Annotated in this window: 27 protein-coding genes and 1 tRNA gene; 13 read left to right on the top strand and 15 right to left on the bottom strand. The window is 47.7% G+C overall.

Annotated features, from left to right (window positions below):
- Positions 1 to 40: 40 nt before the first annotated feature.
- The 3 genes from EJL02_RS11260 to EJL02_RS11250 form a co-directional block, all read right to left on the bottom strand.
- Entirely contained in the window at positions 41 to 916 is an 876-nt protein-coding gene (locus EJL02_RS11260; RefSeq protein ID WP_125116485.1) for a hypothetical protein, read from the bottom strand.
- Positions 917 to 1,035: 119 nt separating this feature from the next.
- Positions 1,036 to 1,111: transfer RNA gene (locus tag EJL02_RS11255), tRNA-Met, on the bottom strand.
- A gap of 105 nt (positions 1,112 to 1,216) precedes the next feature.
- A complete protein-coding gene (locus EJL02_RS11250) occupies positions 1,217 to 1,624 on the bottom strand; it encodes a hypothetical protein (protein ID WP_125116484.1) in 408 nt (135 codons plus the stop codon).
- A gap of 167 nt (positions 1,625 to 1,791) precedes the next feature.
- Between EJL02_RS11250 and EJL02_RS11245 the strand changes: the two genes are divergently transcribed.
- Both EJL02_RS11245 and EJL02_RS11240 read left to right on the top strand, forming a co-directional pair.
- The gene (locus EJL02_RS11245; RefSeq protein WP_442858019.1) at positions 1,792 to 1,992 is read left to right on the top strand and encodes a molecular chaperone GroEL; all 201 of its coding nucleotides are present in this window, start codon (positions 1,792 to 1,794) and stop codon (positions 1,990 to 1,992) included.
- Between the two features lie 59 nt (positions 1,993 to 2,051).
- Positions 2,052 to 2,285 (top strand): hypothetical protein, encoded by a 234-nt coding sequence (locus EJL02_RS11240; RefSeq protein ID WP_125116483.1) that lies wholly within the window; start codon positions 2,052 to 2,054, stop codon positions 2,283 to 2,285.
- A gap of 205 nt (positions 2,286 to 2,490) precedes the next feature.
- On the opposite strand, the gene EJL02_RS11235 is transcribed toward EJL02_RS11240, so the two are convergent.
- From EJL02_RS11235 to EJL02_RS11195, 9 genes are all read right to left on the bottom strand, one after another.
- Positions 2,491 to 2,802: a hypothetical protein gene (locus EJL02_RS11235; protein ID WP_125116482.1), complete on the bottom strand. Its 312-nt coding sequence runs from the start codon at positions 2,800 to 2,802 to the stop codon at positions 2,491 to 2,493.
- A gap of 1 nt (position 2,803) precedes the next feature.
- Positions 2,804 to 3,196 carry a RusA family crossover junction endodeoxyribonuclease gene (locus tag EJL02_RS11230; RefSeq protein ID WP_125116481.1) on the bottom strand — a complete coding sequence of 131 codons (393 nt, stop codon included), beginning with the start codon at positions 3,194 to 3,196 and terminating at the stop codon, positions 2,804 to 2,806.
- 141 nt (positions 3,197 to 3,337) lie between these two features.
- Positions 3,338 to 5,257 (bottom strand): ATP-binding protein, encoded by a 1,920-nt coding sequence (locus tag EJL02_RS11225; RefSeq protein WP_125116480.1) that lies wholly within the window; start codon positions 5,255 to 5,257, stop codon positions 3,338 to 3,340.
- A gap of 324 nt (positions 5,258 to 5,581) precedes the next feature.
- Positions 5,582 to 5,779 carry a helix-turn-helix domain-containing protein gene (locus tag EJL02_RS11220; protein WP_442858018.1) on the bottom strand — a complete coding sequence of 66 codons (198 nt, stop codon included), beginning with the start codon at positions 5,777 to 5,779 and terminating at the stop codon, positions 5,582 to 5,584.
- A 19-nt stretch (positions 5,780 to 5,798) separates the two neighbouring features.
- Complete coding sequence (locus EJL02_RS11215; protein WP_125116478.1) at positions 5,799 to 6,248, bottom strand: RNA polymerase sigma factor; 450 nt, start codon at positions 6,246 to 6,248, stop codon at positions 5,799 to 5,801.
- Positions 6,249 to 6,730: 482 nt separating this feature from the next.
- Positions 6,731 to 6,919: a cysteine-rich KTR domain-containing protein gene (locus EJL02_RS11210; RefSeq protein WP_082402094.1), complete on the bottom strand. Its 189-nt coding sequence runs from the start codon at positions 6,917 to 6,919 to the stop codon at positions 6,731 to 6,733.
- A gap of 9 nt (positions 6,920 to 6,928) precedes the next feature.
- A complete protein-coding gene (locus EJL02_RS11205) occupies positions 6,929 to 7,573 on the bottom strand; it encodes an ABC-2 transporter permease (protein WP_125116477.1) in 645 nt (214 codons plus the stop codon).
- Positions 7,570 to 8,430, bottom strand: a complete 861-nt coding sequence (locus tag EJL02_RS11200) for an ABC transporter ATP-binding protein (protein WP_164510401.1) — start codon at positions 8,428 to 8,430, stop codon at positions 7,570 to 7,572. The genes EJL02_RS11205 and EJL02_RS11200 overlap by 4 nt, the downstream gene beginning before the upstream one ends.
- A 1-nt stretch (position 8,431) precedes the next feature.
- The gene (locus EJL02_RS11195; RefSeq protein ID WP_054323360.1) at positions 8,432 to 8,806 is read right to left on the bottom strand and encodes a GntR family transcriptional regulator; all 375 of its coding nucleotides are present in this window, start codon (positions 8,804 to 8,806) and stop codon (positions 8,432 to 8,434) included.
- A gap of 301 nt (positions 8,807 to 9,107) precedes the next feature.
- Between EJL02_RS11195 and EJL02_RS11190 the strand changes: the two genes are divergently transcribed.
- From EJL02_RS11190 to EJL02_RS11185, 3 genes are all read left to right on the top strand, one after another.
- Entirely contained in the window at positions 9,108 to 9,365 is a 258-nt protein-coding gene (locus EJL02_RS11190; RefSeq protein ID WP_125116475.1) for a transposon-encoded TnpW family protein, read from the top strand.
- A gap of 3 nt (positions 9,366 to 9,368) precedes the next feature.
- Positions 9,369 to 9,518, top strand: a complete 150-nt coding sequence (locus EJL02_RS14215) for a hypothetical protein (RefSeq protein ID WP_164510400.1) — start codon at positions 9,369 to 9,371, stop codon at positions 9,516 to 9,518.
- A gap of 95 nt (positions 9,519 to 9,613) precedes the next feature.
- Complete coding sequence (locus EJL02_RS11185) at positions 9,614 to 9,985, top strand: TnpV protein (protein ID WP_055145291.1); 372 nt, start codon at positions 9,614 to 9,616, stop codon at positions 9,983 to 9,985.
- Positions 9,986 to 10,045: 60 nt separating this feature from the next.
- Here the strand turns inward: EJL02_RS11185 and EJL02_RS11180 are convergent, their stop codons facing one another.
- The 3 genes from EJL02_RS11180 to EJL02_RS11170 are packed head-to-tail and all read right to left on the bottom strand — an operon-like array spanning position 10,046 to position 13,258.
- Positions 10,046 to 11,413, bottom strand: a complete 1,368-nt coding sequence (locus EJL02_RS11180) for an ATP-binding protein (protein WP_055145294.1) — start codon at positions 11,411 to 11,413, stop codon at positions 10,046 to 10,048.
- On the bottom strand, positions 11,406 to 12,332 hold the full coding sequence (locus tag EJL02_RS11175) for a hypothetical protein (protein ID WP_055145297.1): 927 nt from the start codon (positions 12,330 to 12,332) through the stop codon (positions 11,406 to 11,408). The genes EJL02_RS11180 and EJL02_RS11175 overlap by 8 nt, the downstream gene beginning before the upstream one ends.
- Positions 12,333 to 12,379: 47 nt before the next feature.
- Positions 12,380 to 13,258 carry a hypothetical protein gene (locus EJL02_RS11170; RefSeq protein WP_055145300.1) on the bottom strand — a complete coding sequence of 293 codons (879 nt, stop codon included), beginning with the start codon at positions 13,256 to 13,258 and terminating at the stop codon, positions 12,380 to 12,382.
- A gap of 250 nt (positions 13,259 to 13,508) precedes the next feature.
- Between EJL02_RS11170 and EJL02_RS11165 the strand changes: the two genes are divergently transcribed.
- The 8 genes from EJL02_RS11165 (at position 13,509) to EJL02_RS11130 (ending at position 20,141) form a co-directional block, all read left to right on the top strand.
- The gene (locus EJL02_RS11165) at positions 13,509 to 13,718 is read left to right on the top strand and encodes a transposon-encoded TnpW family protein (protein ID WP_055145303.1); all 210 of its coding nucleotides are present in this window, start codon (positions 13,509 to 13,511) and stop codon (positions 13,716 to 13,718) included.
- A complete protein-coding gene (locus EJL02_RS11160; protein WP_055145306.1) occupies positions 13,715 to 15,763 on the top strand; it encodes a recombinase family protein in 2,049 nt (682 codons plus the stop codon). The genes EJL02_RS11165 and EJL02_RS11160 overlap by 4 nt, the downstream gene beginning before the upstream one ends.
- An 83-nt stretch (positions 15,764 to 15,846) precedes the next feature.
- On the top strand, positions 15,847 to 16,482 hold the full coding sequence (locus tag EJL02_RS11155) for a CHC2 zinc finger domain-containing protein (protein ID WP_055145308.1): 636 nt from the start codon (positions 15,847 to 15,849) through the stop codon (positions 16,480 to 16,482).
- Positions 16,445 to 17,770, top strand: a complete 1,326-nt coding sequence (locus EJL02_RS11150) for a DNA primase family protein (protein WP_330375650.1) — start codon at positions 16,445 to 16,447, stop codon at positions 17,768 to 17,770. The genes EJL02_RS11155 and EJL02_RS11150 overlap by 38 nt, the downstream gene beginning before the upstream one ends.
- A gap of 31 nt (positions 17,771 to 17,801) precedes the next feature.
- A complete protein-coding gene (locus EJL02_RS11145; RefSeq protein ID WP_330375651.1) occupies positions 17,802 to 18,983 on the top strand; it encodes a ParM/StbA family protein in 1,182 nt (393 codons plus the stop codon).
- A complete protein-coding gene (locus EJL02_RS11140; protein WP_055145314.1) occupies positions 18,980 to 19,354 on the top strand; it encodes a hypothetical protein in 375 nt (124 codons plus the stop codon). The genes EJL02_RS11145 and EJL02_RS11140 overlap by 4 nt, the downstream gene beginning before the upstream one ends.
- Before the next feature lie 203 nt (positions 19,355 to 19,557).
- Complete coding sequence (locus EJL02_RS11135) at positions 19,558 to 19,746, top strand: hypothetical protein (protein WP_055145756.1); 189 nt, start codon at positions 19,558 to 19,560, stop codon at positions 19,744 to 19,746.
- A 164-nt stretch (positions 19,747 to 19,910) separates the two neighbouring features.
- Positions 19,911 to 20,141: a hypothetical protein gene (locus EJL02_RS11130; protein WP_055145317.1), complete on the top strand. Its 231-nt coding sequence runs from the start codon at positions 19,911 to 19,913 to the stop codon at positions 20,139 to 20,141.
- Positions 20,142 to 20,147: the final 6 nt, after the last annotated feature.

Raw genomic sequence — 20,147 nt, 5'->3', positions numbered from 1 at the left:
GAAAACCGCCTACGGAGTAGACGGTTAGTTCATATTTCCCTTAGTCTTTTTGATTCAATTTTTCCTTGAGGAACTCTATTTCATCATATATTGACATTTTTGATCCTAATGATAAAGAGTCATCTTCTAATTGTTTCTCAAGTTTGCGTATCTTTAACCTAATTATCGAATCATCATTCGGATATTGCTGCAACATATGATCTAGATAGTCGTTAATGGCATTATCTTTCTTGATTTTATCTATGTCAATTATGGGAAGCATTTGTACATTTAAGTCATCAGATTTTGTTTTTCCCTTCAGTGATGACGTATTAACGGAAATTCTCATTTGCTTTTGAGAAATCCTTTCAACTTGAGACTCTAAAGAATCCAATTTATCTGCGATATCTCGCAGCATAATTGCATTAAGATCTCCTGTTGCAAAACTCTTTTGTTCATATTTTGCCGCAGAAATAGATAATGCTGTCACAAGCGAATTATATTGAGGATTTTTTTCTGTCTCTTGAATGGCGTTTGCAATCTCATCTTGCGTATCCAACACACTTCTGTAAATTAAAGACGGGTCATAATCTATGCAAGATATCCCATTGATATCGAATATACGTTTCGTTCCCGCTTCCTGCACCAAAACAACCGGTTTATCATATGCCTGTCTGATTCCTAGTTCAAACAGCACATTGGGATTTCGTGTGCTCAGATCACAGATTGCCATGGGTGCGTTTATAAGGTTCTCAATAATCTTTGCTTGGATTAAACCACTGCTGACATCCTCGTCTACACGATGCGGCGTATATCCTGCCTTCTCAATTGCAGGTGCAAAAATATCTTTGTATACGCTTTCAAAATGTCCTTTATCATACCCATCAGGATCGCTAATCGGCATAATCACAAAACACTTTCCCTTTTCGTCAGCCACGCCGCCACCTCCATGCATTTTCCCCTATAATAACATATAAGGGAAATTTTTTCAACAAAAAGCACCCCTATCACGAGAGTACTTTCTGAAGAATCGGAGCAAACTGCAAATGACTATCATGGTTGCAGAGGTCGGATTTGAACCGACGACCTCGAGGTTATGGACCTCGCGAGCTGCCGCTGCTCTACTCTGCCATATCCCTGCCCCGCGATTGCAGGGCGGGTGCGAAAGAGAGGTATATGCAGATCTCGGTTTCACTCTGCATCTTCACAGTGCCATCATACCATAGCAAAACAGGAACTAACAGGGCCTATTGTCCAAGATCTCCTGCACCTGCTCCAACGCACGGACGTGTAAGCGGCGCACCCATCGCCACGAATACTGCATCTGCACAGCAACCTCCTCCCACGTCTTGTCGTTGACGTAATACTCGGTCAGCAGTGTCGCCAGTGTATTGTCCTCGACCTGCCCGATCACCTGCAGGATCTCCGCGCGTGTCTGTTCCAACTTCTCGATCTGCCGGTCGGCCGCGAGGCTTACCTCCGCGTAGGCCGCGAGTTTATCCCCCGGCTCCCCGCCGGAAACGCGCTCGCCCAGTCCTGCCGTGCTGGACACCGCGCGCGCATACGCCCGCTGCTTACTATCCTCCAGCGCACTGAGCCGCAGGCGCAACTTGCGCGCCCGCCCCAGCCATTCTTTTGCTGTCACTGCCATACCTCCATTTCAAATAGCGCACAATCTCAGGTGCATATTCAGTCAAGGGAAATCCCTCCTGTGCATGCCGTATCTCCGCTGCAATTGCATCTTTTTGGTTTTCGCCATAATTTATCTCCTTTTGCCGAACATCATCATTTTTTCATGCGCTGGATATCCCTATGGCTTTCGGGAAGGCTATGGATGAGGTGATCTTCATGTCCTATGTCAGTCCGAAAATCCGCTCGCAGTTTGAATCTCTGTCTGTCGAACTGAAAAATGAAATTTTATCGCGCAATGTGCACATGGAAAACCTGCATGACCTGATTTCTGTATTGGAAACGATTGTCTCCGAGGGCGAGCACGCTGAAAAGCGCAACTGACTAAATTTCCATGTATGCCGCTTTTGTTCCTCACACACGCTAAAGATGAGGTGATTTTTATGGCCAAAGCAGGTATGCGCCGCCCCGATCCAAAGGAGCCGCACGGTACAGAAAGCAATCACAAAACCCATTTCCCGAAAAACGAAGTGCCGACTGTTCCGCTCATTCAGGGTGAAGCCAAACACGGCAACGCGAAGGCACGCCCCATCGTCATGGACGGCACACGCTATCCGCACAAGGTTTTTCATGAACCGCAGGCCGACAGTACGGCCGTAGATCCAAAAGCGAGGTGATCTCAATGCCCAAGGACAGCCAACCGGATAACAAGAAAGCACGCATGGAAAAATGCAACGATCAAACACCGCTCACGCGTGAAAACCAGAACCAAAACCGAAATGCCAAAAAGCATTCCGTCCCACACAACGATGTGTGACTGCCGCCGCCCTTTACCGGGCGGCTTTTTTTGCGTCCTTACGCACTTCCATTCGTCTCAATCCCCTATCGTTCCGGCGCATCAAACGCCTTGTCCGCCTCCGCCACGATCCCCTGCACAATCGGCAAATCGCACCGGCGCAGCAGCTTCATCGCGGTCTGGCAGCGCAGCCATTCGGTTTCCTGTTTCCGGTACTGTGCGAAGTCCTGCTCGAGCCGGCGCTTGAGCGCCACACCCTCCTCGCGAGTGTAGCACCCGGCAAAGTGCAGCTCATAGAGCAGGCAGAGCGCCATGTAGATCATGCGCTCAGCAGGTGTCAGATCGTCCGGCGGAGATTCCCGACGGTACGCCCGCTGGTTCATCTCTTCGAATTCCATGTCACACTTCCTCCACGCGGATCCAGATGCCCGGGATCTCTGCCCAGAACTTTTCGATGATCTCCGAACACACTTGTGCATCATCCCGCCAGAACCCGACTTCGGTCATGCAGTCCTTGAGCAGCTTCTGCAGGTTGTCCGTGTCCGGCTTAGTGGTGCGGTATTCGCCGTCCTTGTGCCGACCCTTCGGAAACAGCCATTTGACCATCAGCCGCACACCGCCAATCATCGGCGCCTCCGGCGCATGCTGCGCCAGATGGGCGGTCAGCTTGCTGCGCGCCGCCTGTACGGCGGGTGGATCATAGAGCACCGGCTTGCCATGCACCACCCGCACCCGCTTCTCCTGATGCGTGCAGGTCGGCGGGCGCATCGGCATAAAAAACTGCATTTCCATTTTGGTGAACGCCGATAAGGAAGTATTAGAAACACACTAACTTGACGGCCGACAAACAGGGATTGCAAATTACAAGCGCTATATTATTTCGCAAGAAAAACAGCCGCACCAATTGATTTCATCAATAGTGCGGCTGTTTTTTCATTCAGCTAAAGCCAATTCGGTTTGCCGAGGCTCTTCCAATACTTCTGAAAGATAGTCTTTGGGACTTAGCTCTTCATATCTTACAGACAGTTTGTTCTTTAAGTTGAACAATCGTTTTCCAGCAGTTTGAACTAGTTGCCTATAAGTATATGCATATACTTCGCCATAGTCTTCTTGAGTTTTTTTCCTACTGATAGAGGGAGAAACCTTATCGCCAACCACAAAAGCCTTAATCTTTGGTTTACAGTTTAGTTTATTGCCGTGATAAATGGCATCTACATACTCATCGGCTTGATTCATTTCATCACGGCCAATGGTAAATCCGCCCTTTTTCAACTCAATAATCAGAATTTTGTCAACTACAAAGATCTCATTTTCATCTACATCTTCTGTACAAACACAGCTCAACGAAAAGTTACTTCCAATGGCTAAGTCGGGACGTTTCAACCAATTAATATCCACATCTTCTTTGCGTTGGCTTTTCAATAGATCACTTAAAACTGTTGTAAGCGTCCTATTAAAAGTGTAATTTGGATTGTCAAACTCTACTCCGAACAGCCACTTTGCTTGACTGATAAGAGGGTGCAAAACATGAAGCTCATCAGTTGTTGGGTCATTACTTAGTTTCTCTATTGCACTAATAACCCTTAACCTTTGATCAATCTCATCTAACACTATTCGTATATCAGAAACAGACCATTGATCAAGAATTTCGTTTAGTGAATCCATATCTTCAATGTCCATTTTTGATAATTTCTCCAGCAAGGACATTCCGTTGCGAGATTGTAATACGGAAATGAGGGCATTAATAATAATATTTAACTCGTCGCCGTCAATTTCAGGACGCTGCTCTAAGTAATTTTCAAAAAAACCTTTTAAATCATACAACGCAGGAATAGAGAGAGTTTCAATCTTATCTATGTTTTTTCGGATAACATCTTTTTTGACTTCGGTTACTTTGCTTTTATAATAGTTAACACGAAATTCTCTGACAAATCGAGTCACAGCGGCATAAGCCTCATTTACGGGTTCTGTATTCTGGAATCCAGACCAATCAAACCGAACATCATCAATTAAACAATCCGCCTGTACAACAATAAGATGTCGCAATGCAAATTTTCGTCTGGCATCTTCAACTCGAGTGCTTCCAATGTTCCACGAAGGATTTCCAACAAGTCTTGCGCCTGCCCAAAAGGCAATACCATTTGTTGCGGTAGTTTTTTCTCCGTCTGGAATCTGATAGATAGATACCTCAATGGATGGTTTTAATTTTAGCGGAATTTTTTGAGTAATAATAGGCGCAATATTCTTTTGAAATTCTATTTTTTCATTGTTGACGAATACCGAAAACTCTGGGTCGAAAAGAAAGCGATAGCCAAGAGTACGCATAACTTCAGATTTAATAGGAGTTTTCTTTACCGCTTTTACGGTAAGGCGAGTTCCACTACCTGTTTTATCACTTGTATAATGCTCCCGGATGGAAAAAGCCGAATCACCGCCATCAACGCTGATTTTATAAGTGTTGCATTTTCCATCTCGCCATGTTTCAACCTGATATTGACTATCAAAGCATAACATTGAATGACGTCCTACACCATTCCGGCCATATGCCAATCTCTTCGCCTTTCCGTTAGAAGAGTTGTATTCTATGTACTGCCCCTGATGAGCAACGCGATTGTAGGCAATAGTCATCCATCTTTGTTGAAACTCTTTATCGGTCATTCCCGAGCCATTATCTTCAATGACAATTGATTGCCCTTTTTTCTCTGGAAGCGTAATTGATACAAGGGTTGCACCAGCATCCCAAGAATTTGCAACTAATTCAGAGAAGGCGATAGACATGTCAGAAACAATACTACTATACGTTCTTTCGATAAAGTCTTTTTCAAACTTGGAACCTTGCAAAACTTCTGCCATAGGATCACCTCCAATAAATTTATTATAGTGCAATGCTGTCACAAATACAAGAATGAAGCGGTACAATACAATATTCTACGCATTTAGAACGGCATTTACAAACATAAGAATGATAAGATATTCTTCGCAATCCAATCACACCAAAAAAGGCCTGTGATATCAGGCTTTTTCGACCTTTAAGTGCGTAGGTTCAGATACCATAATAGCAACGGGTGCAAGCGGATTTCTGCTTGCGCCCGCTTGATTGCCACACAGCAAAGGCGGAGGAAGCCGTCAAGGGCGCGAAGCGTTCATCTTGACCCTTGACAGCTTCCTTTGGTTTTGCTATTTCTTGACTACGATGGCTCCTACCAGCTTTGCCTGCAAGCGTTGCTTCATATACTCGTCCACGCCTATGTACGGCAAACCATCTTTGTCATAAAGCGTTCGCGTACAAATCTTGTTGATGTAACGGTCGTAATACCGCAAGACGCGCTCCAATGCCAACGGATCGCCTGCGCGGGCGGTCTCAATTACGTCCATTGGCAAAAGCACTCTGCCGTTAAAAGTCGGTTGCTTCATGTTGGTTTCTCACTCCTTTGGACTGTAAGTCTTTTCGCAGTTCATTCAGTGTTTTTACTTTGTGGCGCTGGACGGCGCTGCGGGACATTCCCGCAAGACCGCCGATCTCTCCGTCTGCCAGCTCCAAAACACAGTGCAGGATCAAAATGCTTTGCTCCTGTTCCGGCAGACTGGCAAAGGCAGCGGCAACCAGCTCGTCCCGGATATGCAGGGTATAGCCATAGGCCGTGAATAGGATGCTGTCGCTTGGGTATTCGTCCACCGTGAACAGCTTGTCCATTTCATGTTGCGGCAAAGCGCTGAACTGGGTTTCCCGGCCCCGCTGGCGGTCCAAATCCCGCAGATAGGTTTTGGCCTCGTTGCAGAGAACAGTTTTGCAAAAAGCATCAAACCGACAGCGTTCTCCATAATCGTCAGGGATGTATTTCATTTCCTCACCCCCGATCTGCGGGAGAGTGAAAAGTCGGGGCTGGTTGCGCCGCCCCTTGTGTCTATGTTGCTGCGGAAATTTCGTCCCGCACTGAAAGGCCGCAGGAACCGACAAAATTCGCCCGGTAAGTCGTAGACCGACCGAGTGGAAATGAAAGAGATATGAAGTTTTCTTACATGGTATAGTTCATATTTTTGGCCGGAGCTGCCCCCTGTCGGGTATAGGCTTTTTTTGAGACGTTATTCCGTTGAAAAGCAAGTCGTATTAACATGGCGGCTCCCTCCGTGCCGCTGATCCTGCGCCGGGCAAGAGGAAAGCGGCAGCCTTGATTTCTCAAAACCGCCGCTGGAATTTGTAGAATGAGCGCACGAAATCAACCTGCCCCGCAACGGTTTTTTCTTTTCCCCCTCGGGCGGGGCAGGCTGTTATTGTTGGTTATAAAGTAAAACAGAGCCGATAGCATCCGAGGTTTTACCTCAGTGTTATCGGCTCTGCGTCTTAGCGTCTGGCTCTTTAATAACTGAAATATTTTGTTGTCGTACACTGATTAGCGTTTCCTGCTTACATTTCGGACAATACAGCGGAAACCGTTCAAGCACCGTGTCGTATCGAATACGCAGCCGTGTTTTACTGCCACACACGGGACACATAATCCATTGAGTTTCACCCATGCCAAACCCTCAAAACAAATCAATACTTGAAAAGATTTTTTTGGATACAAACATAGAGAAAAGCCAAAGTGCGCCCCCAATCACCCAGAGCACGATATACATTACACCGGGAACGGCAGAGAACGATTGGGTAACTGTTGCCGGTACTACGACAGAATTAGCCACGCTCATAAGTACAGGGCCAGCAACGACCAGCAGCATTGCCAACAGCTTTGTTTTTTCATATCCGAATCGGTATTGAATGGGAAGGAATATGCCCATACAAATAACCTGAATCCAAAAAACAATGACAACAGACCGCACGAAATCAACAGCGGCAAGCTGGGGGATAACTTCCATTTCAATCCGGAATGCCACACAGCAATAAAGATAAATTAAAAAGTAGAGCAGATACTTTTCCTCTACGAGTTTCCCTCTGTTATAAGGAGTGGCACAAAGCAGCGCCGTTGCTTTAGGGTACATATTTTCCTTTTCGGAAACCGCAAGATTGAACGCAACAGAAGAAATAAAGACAGCTCCCGGAAGTGCAAACACTTCAAGCATTTGAGGTTGTTTCCAGACCAAGAGCACCGGCAGGCCCACCCCAATGAGAATAACCGCAGTCACATAGTTCTTTGCAATAATGCAATCCTTCTTCAACAGTTGTAAAATCATACGGGTTTACCCTCCTTCATGTAGGAAAGCATGATGTCCTCGACCGTCACTCGTTCAAGTACAGCATCCGGGAATATCCTCCTTGCTTCTTCCACTTGGTTGGTAACTCCCGTAAAACCGTATTTCGTTTGCTCCACTTTCAAGAACAGCTTTTTGGTTTCGGCGGGCAACAGGCCCTTTCCTTTCACGAGCCGATGGGCTTCCAACAGCATATCTTTATCTTCCTCGAACAGAATTTTGCCGTTGTCGATCATCACCAGCATATCCGCAGCTTTATCCAAATCAGAAGTGTTGTGCGTGGAATAGAATACAGCCTTTCCGCCCTGATCCATGAATTCTTTCAAAATTTCAATGAATTGCTTTCTCACCAGAGGGTCAAGGCCACTTGTGGGTTCGTCCATAATCAGCAGCTCCGCATGGTGGGACAGCGCCAATGCCAATGAGAACTTCATTTTCATGCCACGAGAGAGAGAAGAAATGGTTTGATCGGGTCTAAGAGAAAAAGCATCTAAGTAATGCGTATATGCCCCGTTGTCCCAATGGGAGTAGGAAGAAGCAATCAAGTTCTTCATCTGGGTCAAGGTTAATTCATCATAGAAGAATCCCTCGTCAAAGACAACTCCAATAGAATCCTTGAAAGATTTTTCTGTTTTTGATATGTCTTTACCCTTAAATTTTATGGTGCCAGCCTCATGTGAAATCAGGTGAAGAATGGAGCGTATGGTAGTGGTTTTTCCAGCGCCGTTTGCACCGATAAAACCCGTGATACAATCTTCATAAATTGAAAAGGACACTCCATTCAACTGAAAACCGGGATATGTCTTTTTAAGACCTTCCACCTCTAAAAGTGGTTGCATATTAGACCTCCTCATACAAAATATCCATCATCATGTTCAGTTCTTCTTTTGTGATTTTAAGTGATTTCGCTGTTTGAATCATATCCTGCATCTTCTGTTCAACAAGTCTGCGTTTGGAATCCCGCAACAACTCCAGATTGCTTGTTGATATGAAGGTTCCTATACCAACTTGGCTGGTTACAAATCCCTCTTGCTCCAGTTCTTCGTAAACCCGTCGTATTGTTAGAACGCTTACCGACAGGTCATTTGCAAAGGTGCGGATAGATGGAAGGGGATCGCCTTCTACCAGTTCCTCTTTCAAAATAGCATCTTTAATCTGATCTTTGATTTGCTGGTATAGGGGGGTATCAGAAGTATTTGAGATTACGATCTTCACAGGACTATCACCTCCTGTTCTAGTGTGATGTTCTATAATACACACTATACACTATCATCACAATAAAGTCAATGACCTATATACTGCAAAATCATTTAGTTCGTTGAAAATGCTCATTTAGCGGGTAGTTTTCGCCCTTTCAAGTGTATTATTGGCGAAGCAAAAAACAAGGGTTTGGGAAGCTCCCAACAAGCAAAAATCTCCGCTCCGGCAGCAGGCCGGAAACGGAGATTTTGCGGAAGTGTGGCCACACTTCCTATGCTTGCTCTGTTGTGACTTCCCCGGAAAGGACGGGAACGGGATGGAAAAGAAACGAAGCACCAAAGAGAGCGATTATTTGCCAAAATGGGGAAATCCGCTGCAAGAAACTGTCTGTTACAGGCTCGGTGGAACGGTCTATGAAGTACATACTTCCTGCGGCGGTACAGAACCGCTCTATGACAAAATGGTGCGGCTCATTCGCTCGGAAGCCATTGCTGCATCTGCTGACAAAGAGGACGAACCGCAGTATAATAAAGACAGCAACCTGTTTGTCGGGCGTTCATTACAGGAGGAATGAACCATGACAGCAAACACCAATTATCCCGACAACATTACCGCTTTATACGCCCGCCTGTCCCAAGAGGACGCGCTGGATGGCGAGAGCAACAGCATAGCCAATCAAGATGTAATATGTAGAGGGTGGTTTCTACCGCCTAATACTATTACATGACTGGCGGCTCATTTGTGGTGAATTGGTCTGGCAGTTGTGGGAAAGGAAAAAAATCCGCATAACTGCTGACATTTTAGCACGAAGGGAGCATGAAAATGAAGTCTATTTTTGAAGAAATGGGCGGCACATATACGAAGGTTGGCGATTACTATATCCCCGACCTTGCGCTGCCGGAGACCGAGGAATATCAGATCGGTAAGTATGGCCGTATGCGCCGCCGCTACTTGAAAGAGCATCGTCCCGTCCTTTATGCACACTACCTAACAAGCTGCACCCTGCATGAACATCTTGCAGAGATAGACAAATCCTGCAATCAGCGTATGGAGATCATGTGCGAAGCTATGGCACGACTGGAAGGTGTGACCGAGGCACTTAAAGCTACCGATCAAATGGAATGGGTACGGCGCATGAACAACATTCATAACCGTGCAGAGGAAATTGTTCTGACGGAGCTTGTATATTGCTAAACACATGTTAGCCCCGCATCAGCATGAATGAACGCTGGTGTGGGGCTAATTCTGTATCACTTAGCTCTTTATATTCCAGTAGCCTTTTCGGTCAGACCCGATGCGCTCGATGATTCCTTTTTCCTTCAGCTCCTTCAGACGCTGAGAAACTGTTTTTCTGCTGATAGATAGCTTATCTGCTATGGTGGTAGATGTGTATGCAGGATCTTCGGAAATCAGGGCCAGAATTTGCATGGATTTTTCATCCAAGGTTTCTGTTACCTTTTCTGTTACCTTTTCTGTTACCTTTTCTGTCACCTTGTAGGTGGCAGATCGAATAACCCGATCCTCTGACGCTGTAAACTGAATCATAATATCGCCGGGATGCACGGTGTACGCAGGAAGCGGGCTTCCATCTTCCTTGCAAGCCTGACAGATTTTCTCAATACCACGTCCCCAGCTCTCGATGAAGCCGGCCAAATAATACACATTCGCAATCGCCGTGTTGTAAGGGCGGGATGCGTGTTTGGACATCAGGCTGTCTGCCGTCCAGTTGTCTGGAAGCCTACCACAGTTAGCGATATACAGCTTATCCTCATACACGCTGATCTGAATCGGAACGCCGCTTTCATATTGCTTGTGGCATAGAGCGTTAAGAAGGGCTTCACGCAGGGCAGCGTCGGGAACAAAATAACGCTCAATGCGCTGCATCCCTTCGTAAGTGATTTTCGCTTTCATATATTTCAGATGGATGACTTCAATGATCTTGTCAATCTGTTCCAACAAGGAGCCGTGAATTTCATCCTGATAACGGAGATCGGCATCATTCTCGAAAAAGCCGATTTTTGTGTATGCGCCCAGCTGCCAGCGGTCAGGGTCTTTGCAGAACAGCAGCATCGCTGCGTTGGTATAATACCCGGCATTGGTCAGACGCAGCTTTTCCATTAAATCCGCTTTGTCCTCGTCTAAAACGCTTTGGTCGATCCGGCCCTTCTTGGCGGCAAGGGTCTTGAATCTCTTGACCAACTCATCATCAATATCATCCAACGTAAATCCCGGCAAGGGCATATTATCCCACGAAGCACCACGTTTGCGTAGAATGAAGCTCTCCAGTTCTGGGCCAGAAAGGGTCTGCATGGTGCTGCCGCTTCTATAATAATAGACACCTTTGCAGTTTATGGCAACGGGATATGGTGGAACAACGATTTCCAGATATTCTTTCCCGTCACGCTCCAGCTGATTGACATCCACCACGATGCTCATGGCATTTCGGATTTTGTTTGGAACATCCTCCAGCAGCTTGCGGATATTGGGCAGGCCGATAACTTTTCCATCATCGTCACAGCCAATATAAATCTTGCCGCCCTGTGCATTGGCGAAGCCGCAAATCCATTCCAGATAGTCATCCTTCCACTTAGCTTTCCATTCTATGTTCTGATTTTCAGGCATTATTATCACCATCCTCTGATTTATTCTTTCCCCGGCTCTTATAAACATTATACTGATTTTTACACCTTGCACTGCAAAAAGCGGAGTTAGCCCGGTTACTCAGGAACACTTTCTGACACTGCTTGCACATCCGCAACGGCTTTGTGCTGTCCACCAGCATGAAGCTGAACATCATCTGAATCCCCAACAGCAGGGAATGGAAATCCCAATAGATCGTTGGCCTATCCAACAGCTCTATATGATAGGTGGGTGCAATGCCGCCAAATGCAGCCATAGACTTACGCAGCATATTCCGGCTTTCTTCCTCCATGGAATCATAGTCATTATAATAGAAGAAAGAGGTCAGCATATTAAATGCCCAATCCTTGAGTTGCTGTGCCACCCAATCGTAAGGCTCTGCATACGCCCGCTGGAAGCTCATGGTCTTTGCCATCGGCTCGTCCATAAAGGTCATGGTCAGTGCAATCATTGCCCGGTCGCTGGACACATTCCAACTGGATTCCACACCGTTCTTGACCACATCCAGCTTATCAAAGGGGTAAAACAGGGACAGATACTTCTCCGTCTCCATCGTTTCTTCCTTGATAAAATGGTTCTTTGGCAGATATACCGCCTCATAATCCATAAAGGACGGCGTGGTGGGCAGGGCCGTCATCAGGCCCAGCAGCCCATAGTGGGTAATAAATTCCAAGATTGCCTTTTCTACCTCTGGCTCAGAGCTTTTCTTGCCGTTCATCATCAGCATCCCCACATTCAGAGCATCCAGCACAATGTCCGGGGCTTCCTTGAGTGGGTTATAGACATCCGGCCTGGCATCCTTTGCCGGGGTGATGTATTTCTTCCCGTCCTTGCCTGTTTTGATTTCATAGCGTTCATACCGCACCCAATGGGAACGGGATTGCTCAAAAAATGTATTCATAACGCAAATCCTTCCTTTCGGTCATCTGCTTATCAAATTCAATCAGATCATTCGCTGTCCTTGCTGCTGCCAAGGGCAGCTTTCTTTTTCCTCGGCTTTGATTTGTTCTCCCGGAGGATAACGGCGTCCTTGCCATAGGCTTTCAGCAAAAGCCCATATTCCTCTAAGAACTGCCGTTCCCGCAGCGTTAGGCTTCCACAGTCGTTCTGTTTTTCCAAAAGGTAATCATAAACCGCTCTTTGCAGCTTCTTGTGGATATTCTTTCGGAGCTTTCTAATGTTTCGGTCTGTCTGTCCCCGTATCATACCCACCTGTATGGTGCTGTACTGCCGGATGGACAGGTAATACAGCACTTCCTTCTGATCAATGGTAAGGCTGCGTATCAGCTCAGAAATAAATGAGCTTGCAACCAACTCATGCAGTTCATAGGGGCAAGAAAAAATGATATCCAGAAAATTGCCGCTGGCAAGCTGGCGGTATCGTGGCAGATTCAAATACAGCGGAATCATCTTCGGATTGGGAACTGCCATGTATTCTAACGGAACATCTCCCCGGAGATTTTCATGGTCACGCTCCCGTCGTTCCCGATTCCGATCCAACCTGTCCCATTCGCTGACAACGTATCGAAAGTCGTCCTCTGTTCTTGCAGCATCCTCCAGCCGTGCCAACGCCTCTGCCCGTATCTGGCGCTTTAAGCGTTTTTCGCTGACAGGAGCAGCTTCTTCCTCTTCGTCCTCCAGTTCTACGGTGTAGTCCCTTGGGTTTTCGTCCTGCTCCAGCTCTCTTTCCAGCTCTAAGGCTCGTTCTTCGGAGAGGATTTCCTCTAACTGCTCGTTTTGTATCGTCAGATCGGAGGCTTCATCCCATTCGGTTAGGTCATCACCGTCATCCGGGAACAGGAGAAATGTTCTATTTTCATCTGTCATGACCTCACCTCCGAAAATTTTTTGAATTTCTTTCAAAAACAGTTCCGATTTACACCCCGGATTTCTCCTATTAGTGAGAGGGTAATCTGATAAGCGGTTATTTAGGTTACTTTTTCAACCCGTATCAAGAGAAAGGAGGACGCAAGTTGCGGTAGCTTTATGAAACATGACACAAGATGCCACCGACTTACATCAGTCGGAACCACCATTAGTATATCAAACGAACATGAATTTTTCAAGGAGGAACGCTATGGATAAAAACAAACAGGCACAGTATATGATAAGACGTATTGGCGGCACCACCTACAAGGTGAGAGTCGCTTTCAGTGAAAGTGGGAAAGAGACAATGGAGGATAAAATTTTACGAATGATACGCAACGAAGTAGTTACAAACGACGGAACTTGTGATATAATTGGTGTACCACAAATGAGCCGTCAGTCTGAAAGGAGCGCATCATGAGCATCATTCAGACTGAGGACAAGATCACCGCCTTATACGAACGACTTTCCCGTGACGATGACCAGATTGGGGATAGCAACTCCATTGTGAATCAAAAGAAATACTTGGAGGGCTATTGCGCACAGCAGGGGTACACAAACTTTGCCCATTACACGGACGACGGATTCTCAGGCGGCACATTTGAAAGACCGGCATGGAAAAAGCTGGTGGCAGACATTGAAGCTGGCAAGGTGGCTCGTGTGATCGTAAAGGATATGTCCCGAATCGGACGTGACTACTTGCAGACCGGCTTTTACACGGAGGTTATGTTCCGTCAGCATGGCATTCATTTTATTGCCATCGCCAACAGCGTGGACAGCAACGACCAGAACAGCAATGAATTTGCTCCGTTCCTCAACATCATGAACGAGTGGTACTTGCGTGATCTGAGCCGCAAGCAGAAAACCGCTATCCGTGTGAAGGGGGAATCAGGCAAGCCTACCACCAACAGTGCCATCTACGGCTATAAGAAAGACCCGAACGACAAGCACCATTGGTTGATTGACGAGGAGGCCGCCGCCGTTGTGCGGCGCATCTTCCGTCTGACCATCGAGGGAAAAGGCCCCTATGACATTGCCAGAATCCTTTTTGAAGATAAGGTAGAAGCTCCGGCGGTCTATTTTGCAAGGAAAGGCATTGGCGTTTGGAAAAGTAAGACCGAGTTCGCATATCCTTATAACTGGAGCGGCTATATTGTGGGGCAGATATTGTCTAAGCCTGAGTATATGGGGCATACGGTCAATTTCCGTTCCCACAAGCTGTCATATAAGGACAAGACCTCTATTCCTAATCCCAAGGAGGACTGGCTGATCTTCGAGAACACCCATGAGGCCATTATCGAGCCGGAAACATGGGAGCTTGCTCAGCAACTGCGGAAAACGCCACGGCGTATTGATACCATAGGCGAAGCCAATCCCCTGACCGGGCTTTTATACTGTGCGGACTGCGGCGCAAAGATGTATAATCATCGTTCCAGAGGCGGTACAGAAGGCACTCCGTATCCGTCGGATTTCTTTGACTGCTCCTCTTATACACTGGCACATCAGAAGCATGGAAAGGACTGCTGCGGGCACTATATTACCACTAAGTCGCTGCGTATCCTTATTTTAGAGACAATCCGCACTGTCAGCCAGCTTGCCATAGCAGATCGGGAAAAATTCACCGAGAAGATACGAGCCGCTTCACAGGTCAGGCAGGTGGAGGCGGCCAAAGATGCCAAACGAAAGCTGAACAAAGACCGTAAGCGCCACAGTGAGCTGGATACGATCATTAAAAAGCTCTATGAATCCTTTGCCGTAGGCCGAATTTCTGAGGAACGCTTTGACAGCCTGCTTGCTGAGTACGAAGTCGAACAGAAAAACCTTTCCGCACAGATTGCAGAAACGGAGGAAAGCCTGACGAGCTATGAGGAAGATACTGCCCGTGTAGAGCAGTTCCTTGCTTTGGCAGAAAAGTACACCGATTTCTCCGAGCTGACTACACCGATGATCAATGAATTTATTGATAAAATCATCGTTCATGCCCCGGAGCGCATCGACGGGGACAGAACGCAGGAGGTAGAAATCTTCCTGAAATTCATCGGAAAGTTTGAACTTCCTGCCCCGGAGCTGACAGCAGAGGAAATCAAGCGGCAGGAGCAGCTACGCCAGCATCGCATCAAAAGCCGGGAGCGCTATCAGTTGATTAAGGCCGGGAAGCACACCGTTGGGCAGCCTTTTCAGCTAACCTGTAAGTGCTGCGGTCAGGGATTTGAATCCAAAAGCTCGGCTGCTATGTTCTGCGGACCGAATTGCCGGGCGAAGTTCTACCGGCAGGAAGCGGCAGAAAACAGGCGGCGTGACTGCACTTGTGAAAACTGCGGTAAGACCTTTTCCACCACAAGAAGCAATGTCAAGTATTGCAGTGATGAGTGCCGATATGAGGGGCATATCAAAGGCCAGCGGGTTCGCAATGCAGCGAACAGGAAGGAAAAACTGGCAGCGGAGACAGTTACCTCTCCGGCTTAATATTTCCAATAAAACAATAAATTTTGAGGAAGCGGTTTGCCTTATATCAGGGCAAGCCGCTTTTTCTACGCAAAGGAGGACACATGAATTTATTCGAAACCGTAAAAAACAACGTCAGCCTGCGGGAAGCGGCACAGGCGTATGGCCTTGAGGTCAACCGGCACGGCAAGGCGCTCTGCCCCTTTCACAATGACAGACACCCCAGCTTGTATGTGGCAAACGACCATTATTATTGCTTTACCTGCGGAGAGCATGGAGATGTCATTGACTTCACTGCAAGGTTGTTTGATCTCAAGCCCTACGACGCAGCCATGAAGCTGGTGATAGACTTTCATCTTGACCCGGACAAGCCGCCCAGCGCAGCGGCACTCAATGCAAAGCGTATCCGAACAGAAGCACAGAAGCTCAAAGAAAACGAGCGTCTGTGCTTTTCTGTTTTATCGGACTATTACCGTTGCTTGGAGGAATGGAAAGCATACTATGCGCCGCAAACGCCGGATGAGCCAGTCCATGATTTATTCGTGGAAGCCTGCCACAAGCTCAGTCAGATTGAATATGAACTGAACATTCTCACCTTTGGTGACAGCTATGAGCGTCGGGAAATTGTACAGGACTGGATGACGGATGGTGAAATCATAGCACTAAAGGAGCGTCTGGAACAACTGCGAAAGGAGGAAACCTATGGACGAATTGAATACCCCAATGGTTATGCCGCCTGAAGAAAGCATTCCCGATTGGTATGATGGAAAACGCATCAACGAAGTGCTGTTTTGTCAGCAGTTCTTAAAAAAGCATCCCATGAAATGTGTCAGAGGAAGGCTGTTCACAGTGGATGGACTGATTGAGGACGAGGCGCAAATCGGCAATCTCATTCTGGAGGAGATCTCCGGCTGTCTGACCTCCGGGCTTTCCAAGGTGGTGGCAAATCTGCTGGCCAGTATCAAGCTGCAAGCCTATTCGCCGCCCCTGCCCATCGAGACTGACCGTATCCATGTGGCAAACGGGACACTCTTTCTGGATGGGCGTTTCACCGAGGACAAAAGCTATTGCAACAACCGTCTGAGTGTGGCCTATCTCCCCGATGCACCGCCGCCTGTGCGCTGGCTGCAATTTTTATCCGAGCTGCTTGTCCCGGAGGACATTCCCACCTTGCAGGAGTATATGGGCTACTGCCTATTGCCTACCACAAAGGGGCAGAAAATGCTCCTGATGATTGGTAAGGGCGGCGAAGGAAAGAGTCGAATCGGACTTGTAATGCGCTCCATGCTGGGAGATAACATGAATACCACCAGCATCCAGAAGGTAGAGAACAACCGTTTCAGCCGTGCAGACCTGGAAAACAAGCTGCTGATGGTGGATGACGATATGGATATGAGTGCCCTGCCCAAGACCAACTATATCAAATCCATCGTGACCTCAGAGTGCAAGATGGATATGGAACGCAAGGGTGTTCAAAGCTATCAGAGCCAGCTTTATGTCCGCTTTCTTTGCTTCGGCAACGGCGCTTTAACCGCTTTGCACGACAAGTCAGACGGCTTCTTCCGCAGGCAGATCGTGTTGACCACCAAGGACAGGCCAGCAGGACGAGCCGATGATCCATTTCTGGTGGATAAGCTGACACAGGAGCGTGAGGGCATCTTTTTGTGGTGTCTGGAGGGTCTGCGGCGGTTGATTGGGAACGAGTATCAGTTCACCATCAGCGATAGAGCCAAAGAAAATATGGAGACAGTAAAGCGCAGCAGCAACAATGTGATCGAGTTTTTGCAATCCGAGGGCTATATCCGCTTTAAGGCCGACAGCGAAGCCAGCTCCAAGGCTATCTATGAAGCCTATCTCCGCTGGTGCGAGGACAACGCACAAAAGCCTATGTCAGCAAATCGTATCAGCTCAGAGCTGGCCCAGAATGAACGGCTTTATAATGTGGAGGCTACCAACAATGTGTACGCAGCCGGAAAGCGGGTGCGTGGATTTATCGGAGTGGAGGCGATGAACTTGCTTCCTTATTAAATATGAGAACTGGACTTCAAAACTGCCGTACATGCCGTACACGATGTACGGCAGTTCTCAACTCCGTTTTCAAAAAGCTATTTTACCGCAAAATCAGCGTTCTTTATGTGCAATGTGCTGCGATTACCGCATTTTCTTGCGGTATAAACAGCGATTTGACAAAGCAAACGCAAAATCCAAAGACCAATCGGTGTACAGCGGCGTACAGCACTGGCGTTTACCGTACAGAGCCGTACACAAACAATCTATTTTCAAGGCCGCACAGCGGCAGAAAGGACAAACTATGAACTATATGAACAATAACCCTATAATCATCGGCATCGACCACGGCTATGGGAATATCAAGACTGCACATTGCTGCTTTCCTACGGGCGTGATCATCTCTGACAAGGAGCCGACCTTCAAAAGCAATCTGCTTGTCTACAACGGCAGCTATTACACCGTGGGCGAAGGTCACAAGGAGTTTATCTCTGACAAAATGACAGACGGTGACTACTATATTCTGACCCTTGCTGCCATTGCAAGAGAGCTGAATATCCGCAAGCAGACCTCTGCCCGTGTGCATTTGGCGGCGGGGCTCCCTCTTACTTGGGTCAGCGAACAGAAGGATAGCTTCAAGGCGTACCTGTTGCAGAATGAAATGGCGGATTTCATTTTCCGTGGTGTCAGCTATCATGTGGAGTTTGCCGGAGCGGACATCTTCCCGCAGGGCTTCTCCGCTGTGGCGGACAGACTGCGGGGATTCAAGGGCATCAATATGCTTTGCGACATTGGCAACGGAACGATGAATGTCATGTATATCAACGAGCGCCGTCCGCTATCTCAGAAGTGCTTCACGGAGAAGTACGGGACAAACCAGTGCATGATTGCTGTCCGGGAAAATCTCATGCGGCAGTTTGGCGCATCGGTAGATGATACGATTCTGGAGCGTGTGATTCGCTTTGGGACGGCAGACATCAGCGAACGCTACCTAACTGCTATCCAGAACACAGCGAGGGATTACACCGCAGGCATCTTCCGCAGACTGCGTGAGCATGAGTATGACCCGGAACTGATGAGGCTCTATGTTGTCGGCGGTGGAAGCTGCATGGTGAAGAATTTCGGAGAATATGATGCCAGCCGGGTGATGATCAATGATGACATCTGCGCCACAGCCAAGGGCTATGAGCTGCTGTCTGCACAGAAAATGCAAAAGAAAGGCGATCTTGTATGAAGCAAATCTACACAACAACACTTCGGCTGAATCTGGAGAACGAAGCAGACCGCAGGGCGTGGGAGCATTTGCAGAGCCTTGACAGGCGAGAATATCGTTCAGTCAGCAAGGCAGTCGTTTCGGCGGTCAACGCTTACTTTGACCGTAGCAAGCAGCTTGCCGATGATCCCTATCTGGAAACACGGGAGAAGGAGGACGCTTTCCTCAGCCGGATCGAGGATACCATCTCACGCAGCTTGCAGAGCTGTACGCCGGTAAGCCTTGGCGGTATCCTACAGCTTATGCAGAGCGCACAGCCTGCCGCTGCTCTTGTTTCGGAGGAAACCGAGGAGGACATTTCAGCTGCGCTGGATTTTGCAGACGGCTTTTGAAATTACTTTTCTTGATTTTACTACTATGTTGGTGGCAATACAATCCGTCTTTGCTACCAAATTGGCAATTCTCAGAATGAGGAAAACAATTTACCATCAGTTCTGCAGGGAGTTGGTATCTGTGTGATACCAGTTCCCTGCTTTTTACTATCACGAAGCCGCCCAGCGGCAGAAAGGAGCCAGATATGGCAAATAAAAAGATCATGACCAAGGAAGAATTGCAGGCCAAGCACCGATTGGAGGAGGCACAAATGCGGGATCGGGCGAAAGAGCGAAAGGCCCGTACCAGACGCTTGATTCAGGAGGGCGCTGTTTTGGAGAAAGTATTTCCAGAGGCTCAGCAAATGGAGCTTGAAAAATTAGAGGACTTGTTATATGAGAAGCTACACTAATCTGCGAGGGGCGTTCCGGGCAACCGGGGCGTCCCTTCCTTTTTTATCCCGAAGGGCGCACTTACTCACCACCTGCGAAGCAGGCGGTGGTATCCCTTCCGTTGGTCGGGCTCGTGCGCTCTTCACGAACTGTCCATCGGACACTTCTCCAGAGAGGGCAGGAAATGCCGCAAGTCAGCATTCCCTGTGCAGTCGGCGCTTCTGCTGATGCAGAGATTGCTGCTTGTCGCACCAATCCGGCAGATACTCTGCCCGCCTCCTGCCTGCGAAAACCTGCCACCGGCAGCTTTATCGCAGATATGGGCAGCAATGCAGCCCATTTTCTCTTTGCAAAGAGAAACAGAAACCAAGGGGTGGCGTTTTACCACCCCCTCACAAAATACGAATCGAGGTGAACGCAA

This window comes from Agathobaculum sp. Marseille-P7918 (assembly GCF_900625105.1).
Taxonomy (GTDB): Bacteria; Bacillota; Clostridia; order Oscillospirales; family Butyricicoccaceae; genus Agathobaculum.
The sequence above is the reverse complement of the archived record's forward strand: the minus strand, read 5'-3'. Positions and strand labels throughout refer to the sequence as shown.